Source organism: Mycobacterium sp. 94-17, assembly GCF_035617725.1.
Lineage (GTDB): Bacteria > Actinomycetota > Actinomycetes > Mycobacteriales > Mycobacteriaceae > Mycobacterium.
Genome location: NZ_JAPIYN010000022.1, coordinates 76,454 through 98,330, shown reverse-complemented (window position 1 = coordinate 98,330; position 21,877 = coordinate 76,454). Strand labels below are relative to the sequence as shown.

Below are 21,877 nucleotides of genomic sequence, written 5' to 3'. Positions count from 1 at the left end.
AGCGCGGCATAGAGTAATCGACTACGCAAACCCGGCGAGTCGTCGGACTGGGTGGCTCGGCGGGCTACGTGGCTACGTGGCTACGTGGCTGTACCGGTCGCACACGTCGTCGCCTCGGCCGTCGCGCTCGAAGCGGATGCGCCGGATCTTCAGCTCGGTTATGGCGTTACCTCGCGCCGGGCCGCCGGCTTTCGGCGGGTGAGGGCCGCTGGACGGCCGGCGCGTACTGTCACCGACACCGTCAGCGCGACCGCAAGCAGGAAGCATGCCACCGCGTAAGTCAGGCTGCCGGTGGGCGTTCCGTTGGCCGTAAGTCCGTGCGACGCCTTCAGATAGGCGGGCAGGGCCGACAACCACAGCGCCCCGAGCACCACCAGGAACGCGGACCCGAAGACCGCGACGAAGCGGTTGCGCGCCCCGGGCGTGAACGCGGAGTTGCGCCACTGCCGCAACAGGACGGGGATCGCCACCACCGCGAACGCACCGAGCATGGTGTAGTACAGCGCCCGTCGCAGTGCGCTGTCGGGATGCTCGCCACCGGCCAGCAGCAGCGGAAGATTGGCGACCACCAGGCCAACCACCACCAATATGGCGACACCAAACGTGCGGCCGGTCAACGCAATTCGGCTCAGCCGTCGCCCGCGCTCGATGGGACGGGTGACCAGCAGCTGGGTAAACAGTGCGACACAGGCAGGCCCAACGGTCGCGAACAGCAAGACGCTGCTCATCGGCACCGAGGCCAGCATGGGACGGTTGATCGGGTTGCCGGTGTTCCACGCCCACCAGCGCAGTTGCGGACCCAGTTGGTCGAAGATTTCGTAGAAGCAGTTGTGCACGAATCCCACACACACCGCGCCGACGATGGCGCCCCAGTCCCGGAATACGCCCAGGCTGCGAACCACTTCGTAGGCCAGCGTCATCATCGCGGGGTACAGCGCGACGATGTAGATCGGCAGCCGGTCATACATGAACTGGACCGTGAAGACGTTGTGCGCGAAGACCGCACCGATGGAGCGGTCGATACCGAAGACGGTCGGGAAATACAGCGGCGGCTCGACGATGAGCAGGTAGATGACCGTGGCGAACCAGATCACGATGTTGGCGGGGTCCCTGTCGCGGCGCAGCCGATGGATTGCCCACCAGAGCGCCAGCGCGCCGCCTGCGACGACCAGCAGTTCGAGTATCGGCAGCGTCCAATTCGCCAACCCGAACGGATTGCGCACCGTCACCCATGGCGACGCGTGCTCGCAGCTGAACCCCAGGCGGGTGGCGATGCCTTCGATGTCGTCGCTACATTGACCGCTCATCCGTCGGCGTCCTCAGTCACTGGCGTGTGCACGCGCTTACCGAAAGCTTGACGATACATGTTTAGCAAGTTCGGGGTGGGGCTGGGCGAGACCTACGGGCCAACAGCGACGAGAGCGTGCCGCCCGAGAACGTCTACCTGGAACTGGAAGAGCACTATCACACCCGGCTGCTGGCCTATGCGCCCGATGTGTTCGACCTGACCTTCCAGGTGGTCCCGCCGCCGTTCGTGATGCGGCAGTTCGTCGAGGCCGCCGAGAAGGCGGGATGCATCATGTTCGACGAGTTGCGCCGCGCCAGCGCAAGGCTTTTCGCCGACAAACCCGCGGTCGCCGCACGCATCGAACTGCCCGACAGCGAAATCCTCACCGACGAGATCGGCCACGTCGGCTACTGCGCATCGCGCTGCACCAGCGCGGAGCAGGCGATCATACGCCGCATCTATCCCTACATCGGACGGCTCTTCGCCCGTCAGACGGCGGAAATCAGCCTGGTGATCGATCCGAAGGCGTTGCACGCACGGCTGGACCGCCCCTTGGATGTCGAGGAGCTGACCGCCGGCTTGGACAACGAAACCTATCTCGTCGCACACCCCTGATGCCCAACTGTCTCAGCCGCGGCTGAGGTGGGCCCGGATCGCCGAGATGGTGGCGATGACCGCGTCGGCGCTGCCGCCCCCGAAGGGCGCGATGCTGGCGAAACCGTGTGTGAGCGCATCGAACTGGCGGTGGTCCACCGTCACACCGGCCGCGCGCAACGCCGCGGCGTACTCGTTGCCCTCATCGCGCAACGGATCGAATCCCGCGGTGAGCACCAGGGCCGGGGCCAGGCCGGAGAGATCTGCCGCCTGCAACGGCGATACTCGCGCATTGTCCGCGGCGAATCGGGTGCCGCCCAGATACAGATCGGCGAACCAGTCCCGATCGCGCCTGGACAGAAAGAAGCTCTCGGAGAACAGCTTTCGTGACCGCGTTTCCTCGGACAGGTCGAGCACCGCGTAGAGCAGGACCTGCAGCGCCGGCTGCGGAACTCCCTCGTCGCGGCTGCGCAGTGCAACGAGCGCCGCCAGGTTTCCGCCCGCGCTGTCGCCGCCGACGCCGATGCGGGACGCGCCCAGTCCGGCGGCGTTCTCCAGCACCCATCGATAGGCCCCGAAGCAGTCGTCGACCGCGGCCGGGGCCTTGTGCTCCGGTGCCAGCCGGTAGTCAACCGACAACACATGTATCGCGGCATCCCGGCAGATCATCCTGCACAGCCCGTCGTGGGATTCGATGTCGCCCACCACAAACCCGCCGCCATGGAAGAAGACCAGCAGCGGGGCGGGCCCCTCGACTGCCGGCCGGTAGTGCCGCACCGGCAGCGGGCCATCGGGACCGGGGATGGTGAAATCCGCTGTGGGTAAACCGATTTCGGCGGCCATCACCGAATGCGAGCTACGCATCAGGGCACGGGCGACGTCGGGATCCCCGGTAGCCGACAGGCCCCCGGTGCGAGTGCGTCGTTGGCCGGCCAGCATCAGTTGAAGCGTGGGGTCAAGAGTGTTGCCGTCGATGGTGATCCGTCTGCCACCCGCGAGCAGGCGCTTCAGCCAGGGCGGAATCCAGGGCACCACCTTCACGCCGACGCGCAGCGCGGCGCTGGTGATGGCGAGGGAACGAACCTTGGGCCCCTTGTCCTTCAACGGCGGCCCCCTGTGTGATTGGGCGTTCCGGCACAGCCCTACCGAACAGATATTAGGCCGGCGCCAGCGTCCCGCACACATGTGTCGAGGTTGATCAAGATGAGCACATGCCAGTTCGATCATGTTCGCATCCACGGTCCTTGAATGCACTTCGACACCTTGACTGTCGGGCCAGGCCGGGTGTTTTCGGGCCCAGCGAGCCGACGCGCCTGCCCATCGCGTTCGAAACGTAAGGGCCCCTCGCCCACAGCCCGCGCCGAACGTGCACTCAGGGCGGAAAATCGGCGAAATGTTCGCCGTGAGTGCACATTCGGCGCGGGGATTGTGCAGACTGGCCGGGCGGGTGCCAAGCGGTTAAGCGGCCAGCCCTTCATCGGCGCGTGGCGCCGCGGCCGCCCGTCTGCCGCGCCGCCAACCCCTCACGGCGGCGATCGCAGACTTCAGACCGCGGCGGCGGCCGGTGGCCGGATCGAAGCCCGAGAAACCGGGCTCGAGTTCGGCGAACATCCGCTCGCTGCGCGTCTCCGGCGCGTTGTCGGCGTCGTCGCGCAGGTACTTGTTCGGCAGCGAGAGCTTGGCCAGTGTGCGCCACGTCTTGGCGTACTGGAACAGGAAAGAACCTGTGGTGTAAGGCAAGTCGTACTTGTCGCAGACCTGGCGCACCCGCACCGAAATCTCGTGCAGCCGGTTGCTCGGCAGGTCCGGATACAGGTGGTGCTCGATCTGGTGGCACAGGTTGCCGCTCATGAATCGCAGCGCCGGGCCGGCCTCGAAGTTGGCGCTGCCCAGCATCTGGCGCAGATACCACTGCCCCTTGGTCTCGCCGATCATGTCGGTCTTGGTGAATTTCTCCGCGCCGTCCGGGAAGTGGCCGCAGAAGATCACCGCGTTGGCCCACACGTTGCGGATCACGTTGGCAAGGGCGTTGGCCTTCAGCGTGGACGTATACGTCGCCCCGGGTGACAGCGAGGTCAACGCCGGGAACGCGACATAGTCCTTGAATACCTGTCGGCCGGCCTTGGCCAGGAACTCATCGGTCCGCTCGCGGGCTTCGTCGTGGTCCATCCGCTTCTTGACGATCTTGCCCAGCTCCACATGCTGCAGGCCGACCCCCCACTCGAAGAGCAGCGCGAGCAGCGTGTTGTACACCAGGTTGAAGACGTTGAAGCGCTTCCAGCGCTGGTCGCGGGTGACGCGCAGCAGGCCGTAGCCGACGTCGTCGTCCATCCCGAGGATGTTGGTGTATTTGTGGTGCACGAAGTTGTGGGTGTAGCGCCAGTGCTTGGACGACCCGCTCATGTCCCACTCCCAGGTGGAGGAGTGGATCTCGGGGTCGTTCATCCAGTCCCACTGGCCGTGCATGACGTTGTGGCCGATCTCCATGTTCTCGACGATCTTGGCCACGCCCAGGGTCACCGCCCCCGCCCACCAGGCCGAGCGCCGCGAACTCGCGGCTAGCAGCAGCCGCCCGCTCACCTCCAGCGCGCGCTGGGCCGCGATGGTGCGCCGGATGTAGCGGGCGTCCCGCTCGCCGCGGGAGTCCTCCACGTCCTGGCGGATGGCGTCGAGCTCGCGGGCCAGGTTCTCGATGTCGGCGTCCGTCAGATGGGCGAATACGTCGACGTCTGTGATCGCCATCGTCATCTCCCTACGGTTGTACGTTTCGGTCGGCATCTTCGGTACGCAACATGCCGCAGACCTACGCTATCGTAACCTACGAATCCGTAGGTTACCTGTGAGTAGCCTTTAAATGTCCCTTTAGATGTCGAATTAGATGTCTAGATGTCCAGAACGCAATCGCCGGAGGCGGCCGACACGCAGGTCTGCACCCGCGTCCCGGGATCGTGCTCCTGGCCCGTGCGCAGGTCACGGACGTGTCCCTCCACCAGGCCGACCACGCACGACTGACAGATCCCCATGCGACACCCGAAGGGCATCAGCACCCCGGCGCCCTCGCCCGCATCCATCAGCGAGGTCGCCGCGTCGGCGTCGGCGCTGCGTCCGCTTCGGGCGAAGGTGACCGTGCCGCCGGCGCCGGCGGGCGCGGCCTTGGACACCGCGAACCGCTCGAGGTGCAAGCGTTCGCCGACGCCCGCGGCCGACCATGCCCGCGCCGCCTCGGCGAGCATGCCTTCCGGACCGCACGCCCAGGTCTGGCGCTCGCGCCAGTCCGGCACGTCACGCGCCAGCGCGGACAGGTCGAGCCGGCCCTGGGTGCGGGTCTCGCGCAACAGCATCCGATAGCCGGGCTGCTCGTCCGCCAGCGCGGCCAACTCAGCCGCGAACATGACGTCGGCCCGGGTGGGTGCCGAGTGCAGGTGAACGATGTCGCCAATTTGGTTGCGGCGCAACAGCGTTCGCAGCATCGACATCACGGGCGTGATCCCGGATCCGGCGGTGAGGAACAGGATCGACGCGGGCGCCGGATCCGGCAGCACAAAGTTGCCCTGCGGCGCGGCCAACCGGACGACGGTGCCCGGCTCCACACCGGCCACCAGGTGCGACGACAGAAATCCCTCCGGCATCGCCTTCACGGTGATGGTCACGGTGCGCGCCGAACCGGATTTCGGGCGCGAGCCCGCGCCGGACGGGGCCGAGGTGAGCGAATACGACCGCCAGCGCCAGCGCCCGTCCATCAGCAGTCCGATACCGATGTACTGGCCCGGCTGGTAGTCGAAGTTGAAGCCCCAGCCCGGCTTGATCACCAGGGTCGCGGAGTCTTCCGTCTCGCGGCGCACCTGCAAGACCCGGCCCCGCAGTTCGCGCGCCGACCAGAGCGGGTTGGCCAGATGCAGGTAGTCGTCGGGCAACAGCGGCGTCGTGATGCGCGCGGCGAGCGTGCGCAGCGCATGCCAACCAGGATGGCGGTCCGCACCGGCGACGACGGGACGCGTGGTCTCGACAACGTTGCCCTTGATCGAGGGGTTACGTCTGCCCAGGGGAAGCTCCTGCTCACGATGCGGCATCTGGTGTGTGCTCACATTGTGATCGATTCTGTGCGTTCCACGAAACCTACGGTACCGTAACCTACGGTGTCGTAGCCAGCGCTGCGACCCGAATCACCTCACATGAGCTCCAGCAGGAATGGCAGCTCCTGGTTGGCATACCAGGCCAGATCGTGGTCCTGCGCGTCGCCGACGATCAGTTCGGCGTCCTCGTCGCCCAGGTCGGCGGCGTCGACGGCCTCGATGGCCTTCGCCACCGCCGGTTCAGCCCCGGCGTTGTCGACGTAGGCGGCTATCACGTCGCCGATCGGCACCGACCCGGCCAGTCTGACCACGGCGTCGTCGAGGTCGGGGCGGTACGTGACGTCGTCGACCTCGGCGGCCAGCACCGCGCGCCGGGGCCGCGGAGACTCCGACGACGCGCCGACCCCCTCCGTCCCCCGCGCGGCCAGCAGCCGCAGCGACGCCAGCGCCGCCTCGCGCAGCGCCACGTCGGCCAGCTCGTCGTCGTCACCCTCGGCGTAGGCCTCCCGCAGCCTCGGCGTCAACGCGAACGCGGTGCCATTGACCGCCGACAACGAGCCGTCGGCGACGAGCCGGGCCAACATGGGCAGCGTGGCGGGGATGTAGACGACAGTCATGTTGCGGCTCGATGGTGGCGACCCGCCGCGACCGGCCGCGCCGCTCTTGCGATCGCCACGGTTAGATCAGCGTGGCCGCGTAGTCGTCGACATACGTCGACAGCTCCCGCGGCGGGCGCTGGTAGTTCTCACTCACCACCGGACGCTCCGGTAGCTTGACCTTGGGCGTTTCCACATCCTCATAGGGCACGGTGGACAACAGGTGGGCGATCATGTTCAGTCGCGCGTGCTTCTTGATCTCGGATTCCACCACATACCACGGACTCTCCGGGATATCGGTGTGCACCATCATCTCGTCCTTGGCGCGTGAATAGTCCTCCCACCGGTAGACCGACTCCAGGTCCATCGGAGAGAGCTTCCATTGCCGGACCGGGTCACTGAGCCGCGCTTTGAAGCGGCGCAGCTGCTCGGCCTCCGACACCGAAAACCAGTACTTGCGCAGCAGAATCCCGTCGTCGATCAGCATCTGCTCGAAGATCGGCGTCTGCCGCAGGAACAGCGCGTGCTCCTGAGGCGTGCAGAACCCCATGACCTTCTCGATGCCGGCCCGGTTGTACCAGGACCGGTCGAACAGCACGATCTCGCCCTTGGTGGGCAAGTGCGCGATGTAGCGCTGGAAATACCACTGGCCGCGTTCACGATCCGAGGGCACCGGCAGCGCGGCCACCTGCGCGATCCGAGGGCTCAGGTACTCGGTGAACCGCTTGATGGCGCCACCCTTGCCCGCGGCGTCGCGGCCCTCGAACAACACCACCAGCCGCGCCCCCGAGTGCCGCACCCACTCCTGCAGTTTCACCAATTCCGTTTGCAGCCTGAACAATTCGTCTTCGTAGACGGCGTCGGAAATCTTCGGCACGCCCTGCCGAGCCGACTTCTTCTTTTTCGGCTTCGCCGGCGCGCCGCCATTTTTCGGGGTGCCCACAGCAACGAATGATAGCCCCACGCAGGGGTTTTCATTGCCGACTAGGACCGGGAAGCCTCGAGCAGTTCTTCGAGGGCTTGGTTCAGCAGCCCGGGCAGCAGCTGCACATCGCTCATCGCCTCGCGGTCGGCGTTGATTCCGTAGTACAGCTCGCCGTTGTAGGACGTCACGCCGATGGCCAGCGCCTGGTTTTGCAGCAGCGGCGGCACTGCGTAGGTCTCCAGCAATTTGGTGCCGGCGATGTACATTTGCGACTGGGCACCGGGCGCGTTGGTGATCAGCAAGTTGAAGGTGCGCTTGGAAAAGCTCGGGAAACTGGTCGCCTCCCGGATACCCATGGCGTGCAGCGTCGGCGGGGCAAAACCTGACAGGGTGACGATGGTCCGGGCATCCACCAGATGGGCGGCCGTCGGGTTCGACTCCGTCTCATGCGCTATCTGCGAGAGCCGCACCACGGCGTTGGGCTCCCCCACCGGCAGGTCGACGAGGAAGGGCATCACCTGGCTGATCGCCTGACCGGGACCGCTCGCGTCGAGATCGCCGTCGTCGTACACCGGCAGCGGCGCCATCGCGCGCACGGTCGCGGTCGGCGACACCGCCACCCCGCGCGACATCAGCCAGCTGCCCAGCGCGCCGGCGATGACGGCGAGCACCACGTCGTTGACGTCGCAGTCGTAGCGCGCGCGCACGGTGCGGTAGTCCTCGAGGCTGCCCCGCGCCACGGTGAAACGCCGATGCCGCGACACGGTGGCGTTGAGCGGGCTGCTCGGCGCGGTCCCCCGGGCCACGGCGCGCACCAGGTCCGCGGCTCGGCGGCCGGCGTCGAGCAGCTCGGTGTGGTTGGTCACCAGACCACCGATCATCGAGCTGACGGCCTGCAGCTGGGTCCCCGGACCCGTCACCCATTCGCCGATGGCGCCCAACATCAGGCGGGTGTTGCCGGGGTCGCGCTCCGGCACCCAGATGTCCTCCGGGAACGGCGGCGGGCGTTTCGTGCGATCGCTGATGACGTGGTTGATCTCGAGCGCCGACATGCCGTTGATCAGCGCCTGATGCGACTTCGTGTAGAGGGCCAACCGGTTCTTGGACAAGCCCTCGACCAGATACATCTCCCAGAGCGGGCGCGTCTTGTCCAGCGGCCGCGCGGCCAGCCGCGCGATCAGCTCGTGCAGCTGCTCGTCACTGCCCGGGGAAGGCAACGCGGAGCGGCGCACGTGGTAGGTGATGTCGAAGTCGTTGTCGTCCAGCCACACCGGACGAGCCGGGCTGACCGGCACGTCGCGCACCTTCTGCCGGTAGCGCGGTATCTGCGGCAGCCGCTGCTCGACGGTGGCCAGCAGTGTCTCGTAGCTCAACCCGCTGCGGGGACGGCGCAGGATCGACAGCGACCCGACGTACATCGGGGTCGCGGTGTTCTCCAGCCGATAGAACGACGCGTCGGCCGGGGACAAGCGTCTCACCATGCGGCGCTGTCCTCCTGGTCAGTTCGTCGCCCGTGCGCTCCCAGGGGGCGGTGGGTGGGACCGATGTCTTGCCCACGTTAATCGGATAACCGCGCACCGGTCACCGTGGGTACACGCGCGGTCGAGTTGTGCCATGATGACCACTGATCAACCACCGTCTGCCCCTCTCCAGCAGGCTCGAAGGTCCGGCCGAAGAGTTGGAGAGTGCGCGTTGAACATTAGTCCTGTCGCCGATCCGTCCGACGCTTTCACCGTCATACCTGTCGTCGATTACGAGCCGCCGGCCCATGACGTGCGCCACGCCGCCCCGCAGTGCCGCCAACCCGCCCGCATGCCGCTGCACCGCCGCGGCGGCCACGCGCCGTCACGCTCCTACACCGGGGAGGCCAGCAGGGCACCGGCAGCGGATCCGGGCTCGGCCATGTCCCCGCGGCTGCGTCAGGCGGCCGCCTTCGCCGACGCCGCGCTGCGGCGGGTGCTCGAAGTCATCGACCGCCGCCGTCCCGCCGCCCAGCTGAATCCGCTGCTGGCACCCAGCCTGGTGGATTCGGTTGCCGCGGTGGGACGTTCGGCTCCCGGGCGGCATCGAGGGGCCGCGGTGTTGCGCCGCATGCGGCTGCAGCCGGCCGGTCACCGTGAGCCGGACTCCGCGGCCGAGGTTTCCGGTTCCTACAGCCGCGGGAACCGGATGCATGCCATCGCCTGCCGCGTCGAGCAAGTCAGCGCCGCGGGCAAAACCCGCTGGATGGTGGTGGCCCTGCACATCGGGTGACGGCGGGCATCCGGTCAGGCCGCCGGTGCGGCGCCCGCCGTCCGCGGGCCGCCGGTGTAGCGGGCCAGGACGGGTCCCACGATCGCCATGATGAAGACGTATGACGTCGCCAGCGCCGCGACGGCGGGCAGCGACTTGCCGGCCAATCCGATGATGATCAACGAGAACTCGCCGCGCGCGATCAGCGCGGTGCCCGCGCGCAGCTGCCCGCGCCGCGCCACGCCGTCGTGCCGGGCGGCGAACATCCCGGTGGCCACCTTGGTCGCCGCGGTCACCGCGGCCAGGATCAGGGCCGGCAACAGCATCGGCACCAACTCCTGCGGGTCCACCGCGTAGCCGATCGCCAGGAAGAAGATGGCGGCGAACAGGTCGCGCAGCGGGCCCAGCACCTGGCGGGCCCGCTCGGCGGTCTCGCCCGTCAGGGTGAGGCCCACCAGGAACGCGCCGACCGCCGCCGAGGCATGCAGGGACTCGGCCATGGCCGCCACGATCAGGGTGATGCCCAGCACCCGCAGCATGAGCTGCTCGGAATCGGGGTGCTCCACCAACCGCTCCACGTGGTGGCCCCACCGGTAAGACACGGCGAACGCCGCCACCAGAACACCCACCGCCGCGGCCATGCCGCCGATGGCGTGCAGCCAGCCGCCGCCCGAAGCCAGGACCGCGAACAGCGGCAGATAGGCGGCCATCGCGAAGTCTTCGAGCACCAGCACCGACAGCACCGCGGGCGTCTCGCGGTTACCGAGCCGCTTCAAGTCCTCCAGCAGCCGTGCGATGACGCCCGACGAGGAGATGTATGTGACGCCGGCCAGGCACAGGATGGCCACCCCGTCCAGGCCCAGTAGCCAGCCCGCGATCGCGCCGGGCGCCGCGTTGAGCACGATGTCGACGCCCGCCGACGGCAGGTGGTGGCGCATGCTGCTGGAGAATTCGGCCGCCGAGAACTCGCAGCCCAGGGTCAGCAGCAGCAGCACCACGCCGATGGGTGCGCTGGTGGTGATGAACTGCCCGCCGGCGGCCATCGGCAGAATGCCGCCGTTGCCCAGTGCCAGGCCCGCCATCAGGTACACCGGAATGGGCGACAACGCGAATCGTCGTGCGGCAGCGCCCAGTACGGCCAGGATGGCCAGGAGGGCGCCGAGTTGCAACAACAGCGTCCCCGAAATCTGCACCGGCTCAACCCTTGTCGATAATTTTCTCGACGCCCGCGATGCCGTCTTCGGTGCCGACCACGATCAGAACGTCCTTCGCGTGCAGCATTTCGGCGGGACCGGGTGAGGCGAGCACCTCCTCGTTGCGCACGATCGCGACGATCGACGCCCCGGTACGGGTGCGGGCACGAGTGTCACCCAGCGGGTGGTCCACGAAGGGGCTGTCGGCCAGGATGTGCACCTGGCCCGTCTCGACCCCGGGGATTTCGCGGGCCAGCTCGGTGAACCGCTCGGCGATCCGGGGCGCCCCCAGGATCTGGGCCACCGCCTCGGCCTCATGGTCGCTGAGATGAAGCAGCGGCCGGGCCTCGTCCGGATCCTCGCGCCTGTATACGACGACGTCGAAATCGCCGCCACGCCGGGCGATGATGCCGATGCGGTCACCCTTGTGATCGGTGAATTCGTAGCGCAGACCGACCCCGGGGAGCAACACCTCCTTGACATCCATACCACCCATCCTGACAGGTCGCCCGGCGCTACTGTAAGCGGATGGATGGAAACACCGTCAGCGTCGAACGTGTCATCAAGGCGCCGCCCGGCGCGATCTTCGCGCTGCTGGCCGATGCCGGCAAGCACGCCAGCTTCGATGGCTCGGGGTCGGTGAACCACGCGTCGGACAAATCGATCCCGCTGACGACGGGTTCGAAATTCTCGATGGCGATGCGCGGCCGCAAGGAGACGCTGTTCCTCCCCTACCGCACCACCAACACCGTCATCGAGTACGAACCGGATCGCCGCATTGCGTGGCAGACCTTCGGGATGGGCGGACTGGTCGGCGGCCGCATCTGGCGGTACGAGCTCACCGCCGCGCCCGACGGCTCCGCCGGGACCTTGGTGCGCGAAACCTGGGACGTGTCGCGCGACAAGCAGAAGTGGATGATCACCAGCGGCTCCATGCCCCAGCAGACCGAGCAGGGCATGGCCGCGACACTGGAGCGCATCGCCGCGCTGCTCGAAAGCTAATGCAGCGGCGCCGGTTGGCCGGGGGCCCGGCGCGGCCGGCGTCCTAGCGGCAGCAGCCTCGGTACCTCGCGGCTGTAGTTGCGATAGTCATCGCCCAGTGCCTCCACCAGGTCGTGCTCCTCGATCCGCGTGGCCAACAGGATGTAACCCGTCATCACGATGGCGAACAGCAGGTGCCCGGCCGTCATGGTAGGGGCCGTCCAGAAGGCGATGAGCATACCGAGCATGAGCGGGTGGCGCACCAGCCGGTAGAGCATCCGGATGTGAAAAGCTATGTTGGTGTACGGTTTTCCGCACCACGCCAGATAGACCTGACGAAGGCCGAACAGGTCGACGTGGCTGATCATGAAGGTCGAGGCGAGCGCGATCGCCCAGCCGAGCCAGAACAACGTCCACAGCGCCAGACGCCCGGCCGGCGGCTGCACTTCCCAGATGACGGCCGGCATCGTTCGCCATTGCCAGTAGAGCAACCCCAGCACGGCGCTGGACAGCAGCACGTAGGTGCTGCGCTCTATCGGTGCAGGCACGAATCGTGACCACCAGCTCTTGAACGCCGGGCGTGCCATGACGCTGTGTTGCAGGCCGAACAGACCAAGCAACACGATATTGACCGGCACCGCCTGGCCAACGGACGCCGACAGCCCGTGATCGACCGTCCGCGGCACCCAGAAGTTGCCGATGAACGCGATGAGGTACAGAAACGAGGCAAGAAATAGCAGATAAGCGGCGGCGCCGTAGCCGACCGTCAGGTAGCGCTTCATCAGCCGATTGTGGGCTGCTCAACCGGGTTCGCATATAGGTCATTTGCCTCAATTTCGGCCCGGGCCCCTAGTTAATTCTGACTAGTCCGCACCGGCCCGGCCATTTGGGGCAAACGCCCCATGCGGCGGTGGCCACGCTCAGCCGATGATCGCCGTGACAACACACATTGGAGCCCTCTCGCGGCCCCTTCGAGGAAGCACGGAGATCACATCATGACCGAATTGACTTGCCGCGCAGCGACGGTCGAGCTGCGCGCGGCCGAATCAACGCGGGGCGGCCGCATCGAGGCATGCGACGTGGGCCGACAGGCCGGCGGCCGGCAGATCCTGCACCCACTGTCGCTCGCGGTGGAACCTGGCGAATTGGTCGCCATAGCCGGCGGTAGCGGAGCGGGAAAGACGACGTTGCTGGAGATCCTCGCCGGACTGCAACCGCCGTCCGCCGGAGAAGTGCGCCACGACGGCGTCGCTCGTCGTGGCGGCGCCGATGCGAAAGTCGGCTTCGTTCCCCAGGACGACATCATTCACCTCGAGCTGCCCCTGCGCCGTACGCTGCGCTACGCGGCGCTGCTGCGGCTTCCCGCGCGCACATCGGTCGCCGAAGCGGAGCGGATCGTCGAGGAGACCATGGTCGACCTCGACTTGGCCGACCGGGCTGACGTGCCGGTGCGTGCGTTGTCCGGCGGCCAGCGCAAACGGGCCAGCTTGGCCGTGGAGCTGCTGACCAGACCGCGCATTTTCTTCCTCGACGAGCCGACGTCCGGGCTCGACCCCTCGACCGCCGCCGAGGTGATGCGCCTGCTGCGCCGGCTCAGCCAACGCGGTGTCACCATCGTCCTCACCACCCACGAGCCGGCCGGCATCGACCAGTGCGACCGGGTGGTGTTCCTGGCCCGCGACGGCCACCTCGCCTTCACCGGCAGTCCCGGCGAGGCCCGGCGCTACTTTGGCGTGCACAACCTCACCGAGGTCTACGACCGCCTGGCTGGGGAGCACACTCCACGCATCTGGGCGCAGCGATTCGCGAAGACTCAGGTGCCCCCGAAACCCTCTACGCAACAAGCTGTCTCGGCTGCCCGATCCGGCGTCAATCGCACGGGCGGGTTCCGGCAATGGTGGCTGCTCACCCGGCGCAACGTCGACGTCCTCTTCCGCAATCGGCTGACCCTCGCCATCCTGCTCGGCTCACCGGTGCTGGTGACCGCGATGATGGCGACGCTGTTCAGGCGGGGCGCGTTCAATCCGGGTGACGCTGCCGGTGTCGGCCCGGCCCAGATCGTGTACTGGATTGCCTTCGACGGCTTCTTCTTCGGGCTCACGTACGGTCTGCTGCAGATCGTCGGCGAGATGGCCGTGTTCCGACGCGAACGCCTGGCCGGGCTCAGGGTGGGCGCATATGTGGCGTCGAAGGTGACGGCGCTGCTTCCGGTTCTCGCGGGAGTGAGCGCGGTGCTGCTGGTGGTGCTGCGCGCGCTCGGTCGGCTCCCCGCACTCGGGTGGCACGTCTACGCCCTGCTGTTCGGAACCACCGTGCTCGAAGCGATCTCGGCGCTGGCCCTCGGCCTTTTCGCGTCCGCCGCCGTCTCCAACGCCGCGCAGGCGGCCCTCGCCCTGCCCATGCTGTGCTTCCCTCAGGTCCTGTTCGGCGGCGCCATCGTCCCCGTCGACCAGATGGCCGCGCCCGGGCGCCTGATGAGCCTGGTCCTATCCGGTCGCCACGCCTTCGACGCGTTGGGCCGCGAGCTGCGGCTCGACCGCTACACCAGCACGGTGCCGGCCATGGCCGCCTACCGGGAGACCTTCCAGGGAGGAAACGCAGTGAATCTCACCGCGCTCGCCGTGTTGGCAGTCGTCCTCACACTGGCCACCGCCTGGTTGCTGGACCGGCGGTCCCGGCCCGGCGCATCCACACGATGACGGCCACGCCCAGGGACACAACAGGATTGGATTCCCGCTGAAAGGCTCAGGATTTGTGGACGAAGACGTTGATCGGCTCGTCGTGTCCGCGCAGGTCGAGCGTGCGCCGCGCCATGTTGGCCGTCATCTCGTCGGCGACCCCACCGGCGATCAACAGCTCGCCACCACTGGCGTGTTGTTGCATCCGGGCCGCCGCGTTGACCGGGCGACCGAGTGCAGTGAAATCGACGACGGCCCCGCCGACGTTACCCACGTATGCGACGCCCGCGTGCACGGCGACGCCGACGTCGAGCCAAGGTCCACCGGGAGTGCCGTACCCAACCGCTTCGAGCAGGTCGACTCCCGCCTGCACAGCACGTTGACGATACCGGGGTCCGCTGATGCCCTGGACGAAAAAGGCCATCACCTCGTCGCCGATGAGTTTGTCGATCACCGCGTCATGGCGCAGCAGTGTCTGCGTTGCGGCACAGTAGAACCGGTTGAGCAATGCGGCGAAGTCCGCGGCGGCCCGACAGTGGCCCAGCGCGGTGGAGCCGCGAACATCGGCGAACAGCACCGCGATGTCGACCTCCGCTCCCCCTTTCGGCAGCGCATCGCAGCATCGCATGCACAGGTTGGGATTCTTGCGGGAACGGCGGAAGCCGACGACGGCGAAGAGCCGACCGACGGGGCCGCCAAAGGGGTTGTTGCACAGCTTGCATCGCGGCGCCGAGGGCAGGTAGCGAAAGGCGTGCCGCGCCCTGACCAGGGAGGCGTGGCCGTCGGTGAGCACCCGATCCCAAAGTCCCGACGAGGGCACCGGTTGCCATTGCGACGGGACGACCGCGGCCGCTGGGCGCGTGGCATTGCTAGTCATGTAGAAATGTTCGCCTCGATTCCCGGCGAGCACATGGGGCATTCACCCCATGCATCGCGGCCCGGAGGTCGTACCTCAGCTCGGTGCGCCGCCGGTCAGGCCGTGCCGGGTCGCGTACAAGCTGGCCCCGATCCGGTTCGAGACCCCGATCTTGGCGTAGATGTGCTCGACGTGGTTACGTACCGTCTTCTCCGAAATCCAGAGCGCCGAGGCGATCTCCTTATTGGAGAGCCCTCGCGCGACATGGAGCAACACCTCCGCCTCGCGCCGAGTCAACCCCGCCGGCCTGGCGGCTCTGCGCGACGGCCGGTGGCCCGCGGCCTGCAATACCGCTTCAACGGCGTCGCCGTCCAGGCGGTTGCGAACCGCTTCGTCTCGCAGTTTCCCGGCCGCGGCGCCTGGGTCCCGCGCATCGCGATGAGGTCGCGGTTCCGTTGCGGAGCAATAGCTTTCGGCGGCAGCGAGCAGACGGTCGCGTACAGACAGGTCATCACCGCGCAGACCGTTGGGATACCCCGAGCCGTCCAACCGTTCGTGATGGTTCACCGCGGCCTCCCGGACGGCCTTCAGTCCACCGACCCGGGCCAGAATCCGGCCTGTCAGATAGGGATGCAGATGCACGCGCTCGCGTTCGGCATGGGTCAGTTCGCCGGGCTTTTCCCACACCCGGTTCGATACCCCGATGCGACCGAGATCGTGAACGTAGCCGGCGCGACGCAGGATATCGATGTCGTCTTGCGGTAGCCCGGCGCACTCGCCGGCGTTCTCCGCGAGCTGCGCGACGGCGCGCGAATGACCAAGAGTGAAAGGACATTTCAGATCCACGAAGTCACCCATCGCGCACAGGAGCCGGTCCAGCGCCGGACCGCTCAGCGCCTCGCCCGGATCTGGCGCCAAGCCGGCGGCGGTCGACCACACGTCTTCGTGCTCGCGCAGCAGGTCATCGGCGGCTGCCGTGAACGCTGCGACCATGTCCGGGTCGAACTGCCTGCCGCTGCGACGGCGAATTTCCGCGATGGCGGCGCTCGCGCCGTAGGCGCGATGGTGCACTTCGGCGATGTCGCAGATCTGCGCCACCCGCATCGCCACGGGTATCTGGTTTCCGGCCGCCCCTGCCGGCAGGCCGCTGCCGTCCCATCGCTCGTACGCATACGGCAGGGCTTGACACACGTCGGCGCCCAGCCCGATCTCCTCGGCGAGCAGCGCGGCCGACAGGCAATGCGAGTGCACCAGCGCACCGAGATTCCCGCGCGCGTCCCAGAACACCTTGGCCGCCAGCTGAGCTCGTTTGGGCAACCGCGCCCCACGGCCCAGATTGCTCATCAGAAATCGGCGGTATGGCGCGCCGGCCCAGTCGATGTAGTGGCTGTCATGTCGCACCGCGATGTCGTCGCCGAACCACCGCGCATACTCGTGCGAGTCGGCGTGACAGCCGATCCACATCACCAGCGCCGTATAGAAAACGGTCCCGCACTCGCGCTCATCGAGTCCGAGGCGCGTCGCCAGCCTCGAGCCCATCGCCGCCGACCGCAGCATGTGATCCATCGGCTGCCCGAGCCCAAGGTCGATCGCCAGTGAGAGCGCCGCCAACACGTCAGTCCGCGACACAGCTCCGTCGAAGGGCATGGAGCTCGCCCCTTTCCCGACCCTCACCGGCGCGGCGTCAGTGTAGCCACACACAAGCCGATGCCTGATAAGCCTAGGGCATGGACGTTGCTGCCACGCCGAGAAACGTCGGCCGGATTGCCGGCCGGTGCCGAGCGTGCGGCCCGGGCCCCGCTAGCGCCGCTTGACCGACTTGGGCGGCTTGGTGCCGCGGCCCTGCTGCCGGGCCGCGGCGCGGCGCTCACGCCGGCTGGCGCCCCCGGGCACCCCGGCCGGTGTCTTGCCGTCGCCGCCGTTGCGCTGCACCGCCGCCGAGCCGTCCTCCGACGGGCCGGAATAGGTCATGGCGGGCGCCTCGCTGTCGATCCCTTTGGCGCGCAACTGGGTTGGCGTATCGTCGCGCACGGCCGTCGCGGTGCTACCAGCGCCTCCTTCGGCGCCGCCGGCCGCGGCGGTGGCGAATTCCGCCAGCCCCTCCGGCGCTTCGACCGGAGCGACTTGCGGGCTGGGTACCGCCTCGACGGTGACATTGAACAGGAATCCGACCGACTCCTCCTTCATGCCGTCGAGCATCGCCATGAACATGTCGTAGCCCTCGCGCTGGTATTCCACCAGCGGATCGCGCTGCGCCATCGCGCGCAGCCCGATGCCCTCCTTGAGATAGTCCATCTCGTAGAGATGCTCGCGCCATTTGCGGTCGATGACGTTGAGCAGCACGTTGCGCTCCAGCTGGCGCATCGCACCCTCGCCTGCGATGCCCTCAAGTTCGGATTCTCTTGTGCCGTAAGAATTTTCGGCGTCTTTGAGCAGCATCTCGAGTAATTCCTCACGAGTGAGGTCGTCGCGCTCGGAGTCCGCGTCATGGTGGGTCAGCGTCGCATGATCGATGCCCACCGGGTAAAGCGTCTTCAGCGCCGTCCACAGGGCTTCCAGGTCCCAGTCCTCGGCGTAGCCCTCGGCGGTCGCGCCGTTGACGTAGGCGGTGACCACGTCGCGGACCATGTCCAGCGCCTGCTCCTTGAGATTCTCGCCCTCCAGGATGCGGCGGCGCTCGGCGTAGATCACCTTGCGCTGCTGGTTCATCACCTCGTCGTACTTCAGGACGTTCTTGCGGACCTCGAAGTTCTGCTGCTCCACCTGGGTCTGCGCGCTCTTGATCGCGCGGGTGACCATCTTGGCCTCGATCGGCACGTCGTCGGGCAGGTTCAACCGGTTCAGCATCGCCTCGAGCGCGGCACCGTTGAACCGGCGCATGAGCTCGTCGCCCAACGACAGGTAGAACCGCGACTCGCCCGGGTCCCCCTGCCGGCCGGAACGGCCACGCAACTGGTTGTCGATGCGGCGCGACTCGTGGCGCTCGGTGCCCAGCACGTACAGCCCGCCCGCCTCGATCACCTCGGCGGCCTCGGCGCTGACCTCCTCCTTGACCTTCGGCAGTTCCTCGTGCCAGGCCGCGTCGTACTCCTCGGGCGTCTCCACCGGGTCGAGGCCGCGCTCACGCAGCCGCTGGTCGGTGAGGAAGTCGGCGTTGCCGCCCAGCACGATGTCGGTACCGCGGCCGGCCATGTTGGTGGCCACAGTGATGCCGCCGCGGCGGCCAGCCACGGCGACGATGGTCGCCTCCTGCTCGTGGAACTTCGCGTTCAGCACGTTGTGCGGCACGCGGCGCTTGGCGAACTGCCGCGACAGGTACTCCGAGCGCTCGACGCTGGTGGTACCGATCAGCACCGGCTGGCCCTTTTCGTAGCGCTCGACCACGTCGTCGACGACGGCGATGTACTTGGCTTCCTCCGTCTTGTAGATCAGGTCGGACTGGTCGGCGCGGACCATCGGCTTGTTGGTCGGGATGGGCACCACGCCCAGCTTGTAGATCTCGTGCAGCTCGGCCGCCTCGGTCTGCGCGGTACCGGTCATGCCGGCGAGCTTGTCGTAGAGCCGGAAGTAGTTCTGCAGCGTGATGGTGGCCAGCGTCTGGTTCTCGGCCTTGATCTCGACGTGCTCCTTGGCCTCGATGGCCTGGTGCATGCCCTCGTTGTAGCGGCGGCCGTACAGGACGCGTCCGGTGAACTCGTCGACGATCAGGACCTCGCCGTCGCGCACGATGTAGTCCTTGTCGCGGTTGAACAGCTCCTTGGCTTTCAGGGCGTTGTTGAGGTAGCTGACCAGCGGCGAGTTGGCGGCCTCGTAGAGGTTGTCGATGCCGAGCTGGTCCTCGACGAACTCCACGCCCAGCTCGTGCACGCCCACGGTGCGCTTGCGCAGGTCCACCTCGTAGTGGGTGTCCTTCTCCATCAGCGGGGCCAGCCGGGCGAACTCGGTGTACCAGTTCGAGGCGCCGTCGGCCGGGCCGGAGATGATCAGCGGGGTCCGGGCCTCGTCGATGAGGATGGAGTCGACCTCGTCGACGATGGCGAAGTTGTGCCCGCGCTGTACCAGGTCGTCGAGCGAATGCGCCATGTTGTCGCGCAGGTAGTCGAACCCGAACTCGTTGTTGGTGCCGTAGGTGATGTCGGCGTTGTAGGCCACCCGGCGCTCGTCGGGCGTCATCTGGGCCAGGATCACGCCGACGTCCAGGCCGAGGAAGCGGTGCACGCGGCCCATCCACTCGCTGTCACGTTTGGCCAGGTAGTCGTTGACGGTGACGACGTGCACGCCCTTGCCGCCGATGCCGTTGAGGTAGGCGGGCAGCACCGAGGTCAGCGTCTTGCCCTCACCGGTCTTCATCTCGGCGACGTTGCCGAAGTGCAGCGCCGCCGCGCCCATCACCTGCACGTCGAAGGGGCGCTGGTCGAGCACCCGCCAGGCCGCCTCCCGGGCCACCGCGAACGCCTCGGGCAGCAGATCGTCGAGGCTCTCGCCGTCGGCGTGCCGCTTCTTGAACTCGTCGGTCTTGGCCCGCAACTCGGCGTCGGTGAGCTTCTCGACCTCGTCGGACAAGGTGTTGACGTAGTCAGACACCCGCTTGAGACGCTTGAGCATGCGACCTTCGCCAAGGCGCAGCAACTTCGACAGCACGGTGATTGTCCCCTTTTGGGATGTTTCCCCTATTGGCAGGAGTCTTGCATTGAGCGACTCCCATGGTAGGCGACGACGTCCCGGTGGCCGCCCCGCCGGCGAACGCACGCGCGACGCTCCCGGTCTGGCGGGTGCTGCGGCAGGACCCGATCAGGCCGGTCGGATCAGGCCAGTCGGATCAGGCCAGTCGGATCAGGCCGTAGTCGTAGCCGTGCCGACGGTAGACCACGGAGGGTCGTTCGGTCTGCTTGTCGTGGAACAAGAAGAAATCGTGCCCGACGAGCTCCATCTCATAGAGTGCGTCGTCGACCGTCATCGGCGTGGCCGGGTGTTCCTTGGTGCGCACGATCCGGCCGGGCGCGTGGTCGGGCTCGGCGCCGTCGACCGGCGCACCGTCCTCGCCCGGCGAAGGTTGCGGCGGGGCGGCGGGCGGCACCGCGGTGGCGGCGGCCAGGGACACCGGGGTCTTGTCCCCGTAGTGCACCTTGCGACGGTCGTTGACGCGGCGCAGCCGGTTCTCCAGCTTGTCGACCGCCGACTCGAACGCCGCATAGAAACTGTCGGCGCAGGCCTCCGACCGCGTCACCGGGCCGCGGCCCCTGGCGGTGATCTCCACGCGCTGACAAGACTTGCGCTGACGCCGGTTGGGCGCGTGCTTGAGCTCGACGTCGAAAAGGTAGATGGAGCGATCGAACCGCTCGAGGCGGGCGAGTTTTTGCGAGACGTACAGACGGTAATGATCGGGGATTTCTACGTTGCGACCCTTGAACACAACGTCGGCGGTGGTTGTCGGTGGGGCTTGCCCGTCGGCGACGGGGGGTTGGTCCAGAATCTGACCGAAATCCGCGGATAGCCTTGACATACGTGACAACTCGTTTCTCTCTTCATCACACGCGCCCTGCGTGCCCGGCTGCTTGATGCGCCGACGAGGTGGGAGCGGTTCGAGACTGGCTACCGCCGCAGGCTGCCCGCCGGAGCAAGGTGTCGATTACTCACCCCTCTCCGCGTGTGGGCCTCACCTGGCACATCCTGGCCAGTGAGTCAGACCGATGAGTCGTGCTTCGTTGTTCTCGACGTTAGCCCCTGTTCGCCTGCCGATGCCACTGATTTAGTCGAGCTGTTGCGAGTTCTTGACAACCTCATGGCGAGTTCACGGATTCGGCACAGGCGCCGCCGATTCAGGCGGCCGCGAGCGCCAGCACCGCGGCGACCCGGACCCCGGCGGAGTGCAGGATCCGCGCCGACTCGCGCGCCGTCGCCCCGGTGGTGACGACGTCGTCGACGATGATGACCTCGGTGCGCGGCGGTGGCCCCCGCAGCACCACGCGGCCGGTGATGTTGCGCTCGCGCGCGGAGGTACCCAGGCCCATCGAGTCGCGGGTCAGCGCCTTGAGCCGCAACACCGGCGCGACGGCGATGTCCGGATGCCGTGCCACCGCGGCGCGCGCCAGCCGGGCGACCGGGTCACCGCCGCGCCGGCGCGCGGCGCTGCGCCGGGTCGGTGCGGGCACCACGGTCAGCGGGGTCGGCACGATCCCCCACCACAACAGGCGGTGCACGCCGACGGCCAACGCACGCGCCAGCGGGTCGACGAGGTCGGCGCGGCCCCGCTCCTTGAGCGCCAGGATCGCGTGCCGACGGGCGTTGGCGTAGCGCCCGAGCGCGAACACCGGGACCCCCGGGTCGATGCGCGGGTTCACCACGTGCGGCTGGTCGGCAGCCACCGACAGCTCGCCGGCGCACGCGGCGCACCAGCTGGTCGACGGCGCGCCGCAGCCGCCGCATTCGGCGGGCAGGAACAGGTCGAGCATGGCGCCAGT

General features: G+C 67.6%; 18 protein-coding genes and 1 pseudogene. 4 read left to right on the top strand and 15 right to left on the bottom strand.

The window, feature by feature from the left end; all coding sequences use genetic code 11:
• Positions 1-158: 158 nt before the first annotated feature.
• A complete protein-coding gene (locus OQ789_RS21670; RefSeq protein WP_324688224.1) occupies positions 159-1,307 on the bottom strand; it encodes a hypothetical protein in 1,149 nt (382 codons plus the stop codon).
• 66 nt (positions 1,308-1,373) lie between these two features.
• Between OQ789_RS21670 and OQ789_RS21665 the strand changes: the two are divergent.
• A pseudogene (locus OQ789_RS21665) lies at positions 1,374-1,903 on the top strand (hypothetical protein); the annotation flags it as partial.
• 12 nt (positions 1,904-1,915) lie between these two features.
• Here OQ789_RS21665 and OQ789_RS21660 read toward each other — a convergent pair.
• From OQ789_RS21660 to OQ789_RS21635, 6 genes are all read right to left on the bottom strand, one after another.
• Positions 1,916-2,986, bottom strand: a complete 1,071-nt coding sequence (locus tag OQ789_RS21660; RefSeq protein ID WP_324688223.1) for an alpha/beta hydrolase — start codon at positions 2,984-2,986, stop codon at positions 1,916-1,918.
• A 354-nt stretch (positions 2,987-3,340) separates the two neighbouring features.
• Positions 3,341-4,624, bottom strand: a complete 1,284-nt coding sequence (locus tag OQ789_RS21655) for a fatty acid desaturase (protein ID WP_324688222.1) — start codon at positions 4,622-4,624, stop codon at positions 3,341-3,343.
• Positions 4,625-4,764: 140 nt separating this feature from the next.
• Positions 4,765-5,952, bottom strand: coding sequence for a ferredoxin reductase (locus OQ789_RS21650; protein ID WP_420716171.1), 1,188 nt, complete (start codon positions 5,950-5,952; stop codon positions 4,765-4,767).
• Positions 5,953-6,050: 98 nt separating this feature from the next.
• Positions 6,051-6,572: a DUF6912 family protein gene (locus OQ789_RS21645; RefSeq protein ID WP_324688221.1), complete on the bottom strand. Its 522-nt coding sequence runs from the start codon at positions 6,570-6,572 to the stop codon at positions 6,051-6,053.
• 61 nt (positions 6,573-6,633) lie between these two features.
• Entirely contained in the window at positions 6,634-7,494 is an 861-nt protein-coding gene (gene ppk2, locus OQ789_RS21640; protein ID WP_324688220.1) for a polyphosphate kinase 2, read from the bottom strand.
• Positions 7,495-7,535: 41 nt separating this feature from the next.
• Complete coding sequence (locus OQ789_RS21635; RefSeq protein ID WP_324688219.1) at positions 7,536-8,957, bottom strand: wax ester/triacylglycerol synthase family O-acyltransferase; 1,422 nt, start codon at positions 8,955-8,957, stop codon at positions 7,536-7,538.
• A gap of 211 nt (positions 8,958-9,168) precedes the next feature.
• On the opposite strand from OQ789_RS21635, the gene OQ789_RS21630 reads away from it, so the two are divergent.
• The gene (locus tag OQ789_RS21630; RefSeq protein ID WP_324688218.1) at positions 9,169-9,729 is read left to right on the top strand and encodes an Rv3235 family protein; all 561 of its coding nucleotides are present in this window, start codon (positions 9,169-9,171) and stop codon (positions 9,727-9,729) included.
• A 14-nt stretch (positions 9,730-9,743) separates the two neighbouring features.
• Here the strand turns inward: OQ789_RS21630 and OQ789_RS21625 are convergent, their stop codons facing one another.
• A complete protein-coding gene (locus OQ789_RS21625) occupies positions 9,744-10,901 on the bottom strand; it encodes a cation:proton antiporter (protein ID WP_324688217.1) in 1,158 nt (385 codons plus the stop codon).
• A 4-nt stretch (positions 10,902-10,905) separates the two neighbouring features.
• On the bottom strand, positions 10,906-11,388 hold the full coding sequence (locus OQ789_RS21620) for a cation:proton antiporter regulatory subunit (protein ID WP_324688216.1): 483 nt from the start codon (positions 11,386-11,388) through the stop codon (positions 10,906-10,908).
• Positions 11,389-11,429: 41 nt separating this feature from the next.
• Between OQ789_RS21620 and OQ789_RS21615 the strand changes: the two genes are divergently transcribed.
• Positions 11,430-11,903: an SRPBCC family protein gene (locus tag OQ789_RS21615; protein ID WP_324688215.1), complete on the top strand. Its 474-nt coding sequence runs from the start codon at positions 11,430-11,432 to the stop codon at positions 11,901-11,903.
• Here the strand turns inward: OQ789_RS21615 and mddA are convergent.
• On the bottom strand, positions 11,900-12,664 hold the full coding sequence (gene mddA, locus OQ789_RS21610; RefSeq protein ID WP_324688214.1) for a methanethiol S-methyltransferase: 765 nt from the start codon (positions 12,662-12,664) through the stop codon (positions 11,900-11,902). The two genes, OQ789_RS21615 and mddA, sit on opposite strands and share 4 nt — an antisense overlap.
• 213 nt (positions 12,665-12,877) lie before the next feature.
• On the opposite strand from mddA, the gene OQ789_RS21605 reads away from it, so the two are divergent.
• The gene (locus tag OQ789_RS21605) at positions 12,878-14,581 is read left to right on the top strand and encodes an ATP-binding cassette domain-containing protein (protein ID WP_324688213.1); all 1,704 of its coding nucleotides are present in this window, start codon (positions 12,878-12,880) and stop codon (positions 14,579-14,581) included.
• A 46-nt stretch (positions 14,582-14,627) separates the two neighbouring features.
• On the opposite strand, the gene OQ789_RS21600 is transcribed toward OQ789_RS21605, so the two are convergent.
• The 5 genes from OQ789_RS21600 to OQ789_RS21580 form a co-directional block, all read right to left on the bottom strand.
• Complete coding sequence (locus OQ789_RS21600; RefSeq protein ID WP_324688212.1) at positions 14,628-15,437, bottom strand: adenylate/guanylate cyclase domain-containing protein; 810 nt, start codon at positions 15,435-15,437, stop codon at positions 14,628-14,630.
• A 75-nt stretch (positions 15,438-15,512) separates the two neighbouring features.
• Positions 15,513-17,063, bottom strand: coding sequence for an HD domain-containing phosphohydrolase (locus OQ789_RS21595; RefSeq protein ID WP_324688211.1), 1,551 nt, complete (start codon positions 17,061-17,063; stop codon positions 15,513-15,515).
• A gap of 153 nt (positions 17,064-17,216) precedes the next feature.
• Entirely contained in the window at positions 17,217-20,057 is a 2,841-nt protein-coding gene (gene secA, locus OQ789_RS21590) for a preprotein translocase subunit SecA (protein WP_324688210.1), read from the bottom strand.
• A 178-nt stretch (positions 20,058-20,235) separates the two neighbouring features.
• Positions 20,236-20,919 carry a ribosome hibernation-promoting factor, HPF/YfiA family gene (hpf, locus tag OQ789_RS21585; RefSeq protein WP_324688208.1) on the bottom strand — a complete coding sequence of 228 codons (684 nt, stop codon included), beginning with the start codon at positions 20,917-20,919 and terminating at the stop codon, positions 20,236-20,238.
• 316 nt (positions 20,920-21,235) lie between these two features.
• A complete protein-coding gene (locus OQ789_RS21580) occupies positions 21,236-21,868 on the bottom strand; it encodes a ComF family protein (protein WP_324688207.1) in 633 nt (210 codons plus the stop codon).
• Between the last annotated feature and the right edge of the window lie 9 nt (positions 21,869-21,877).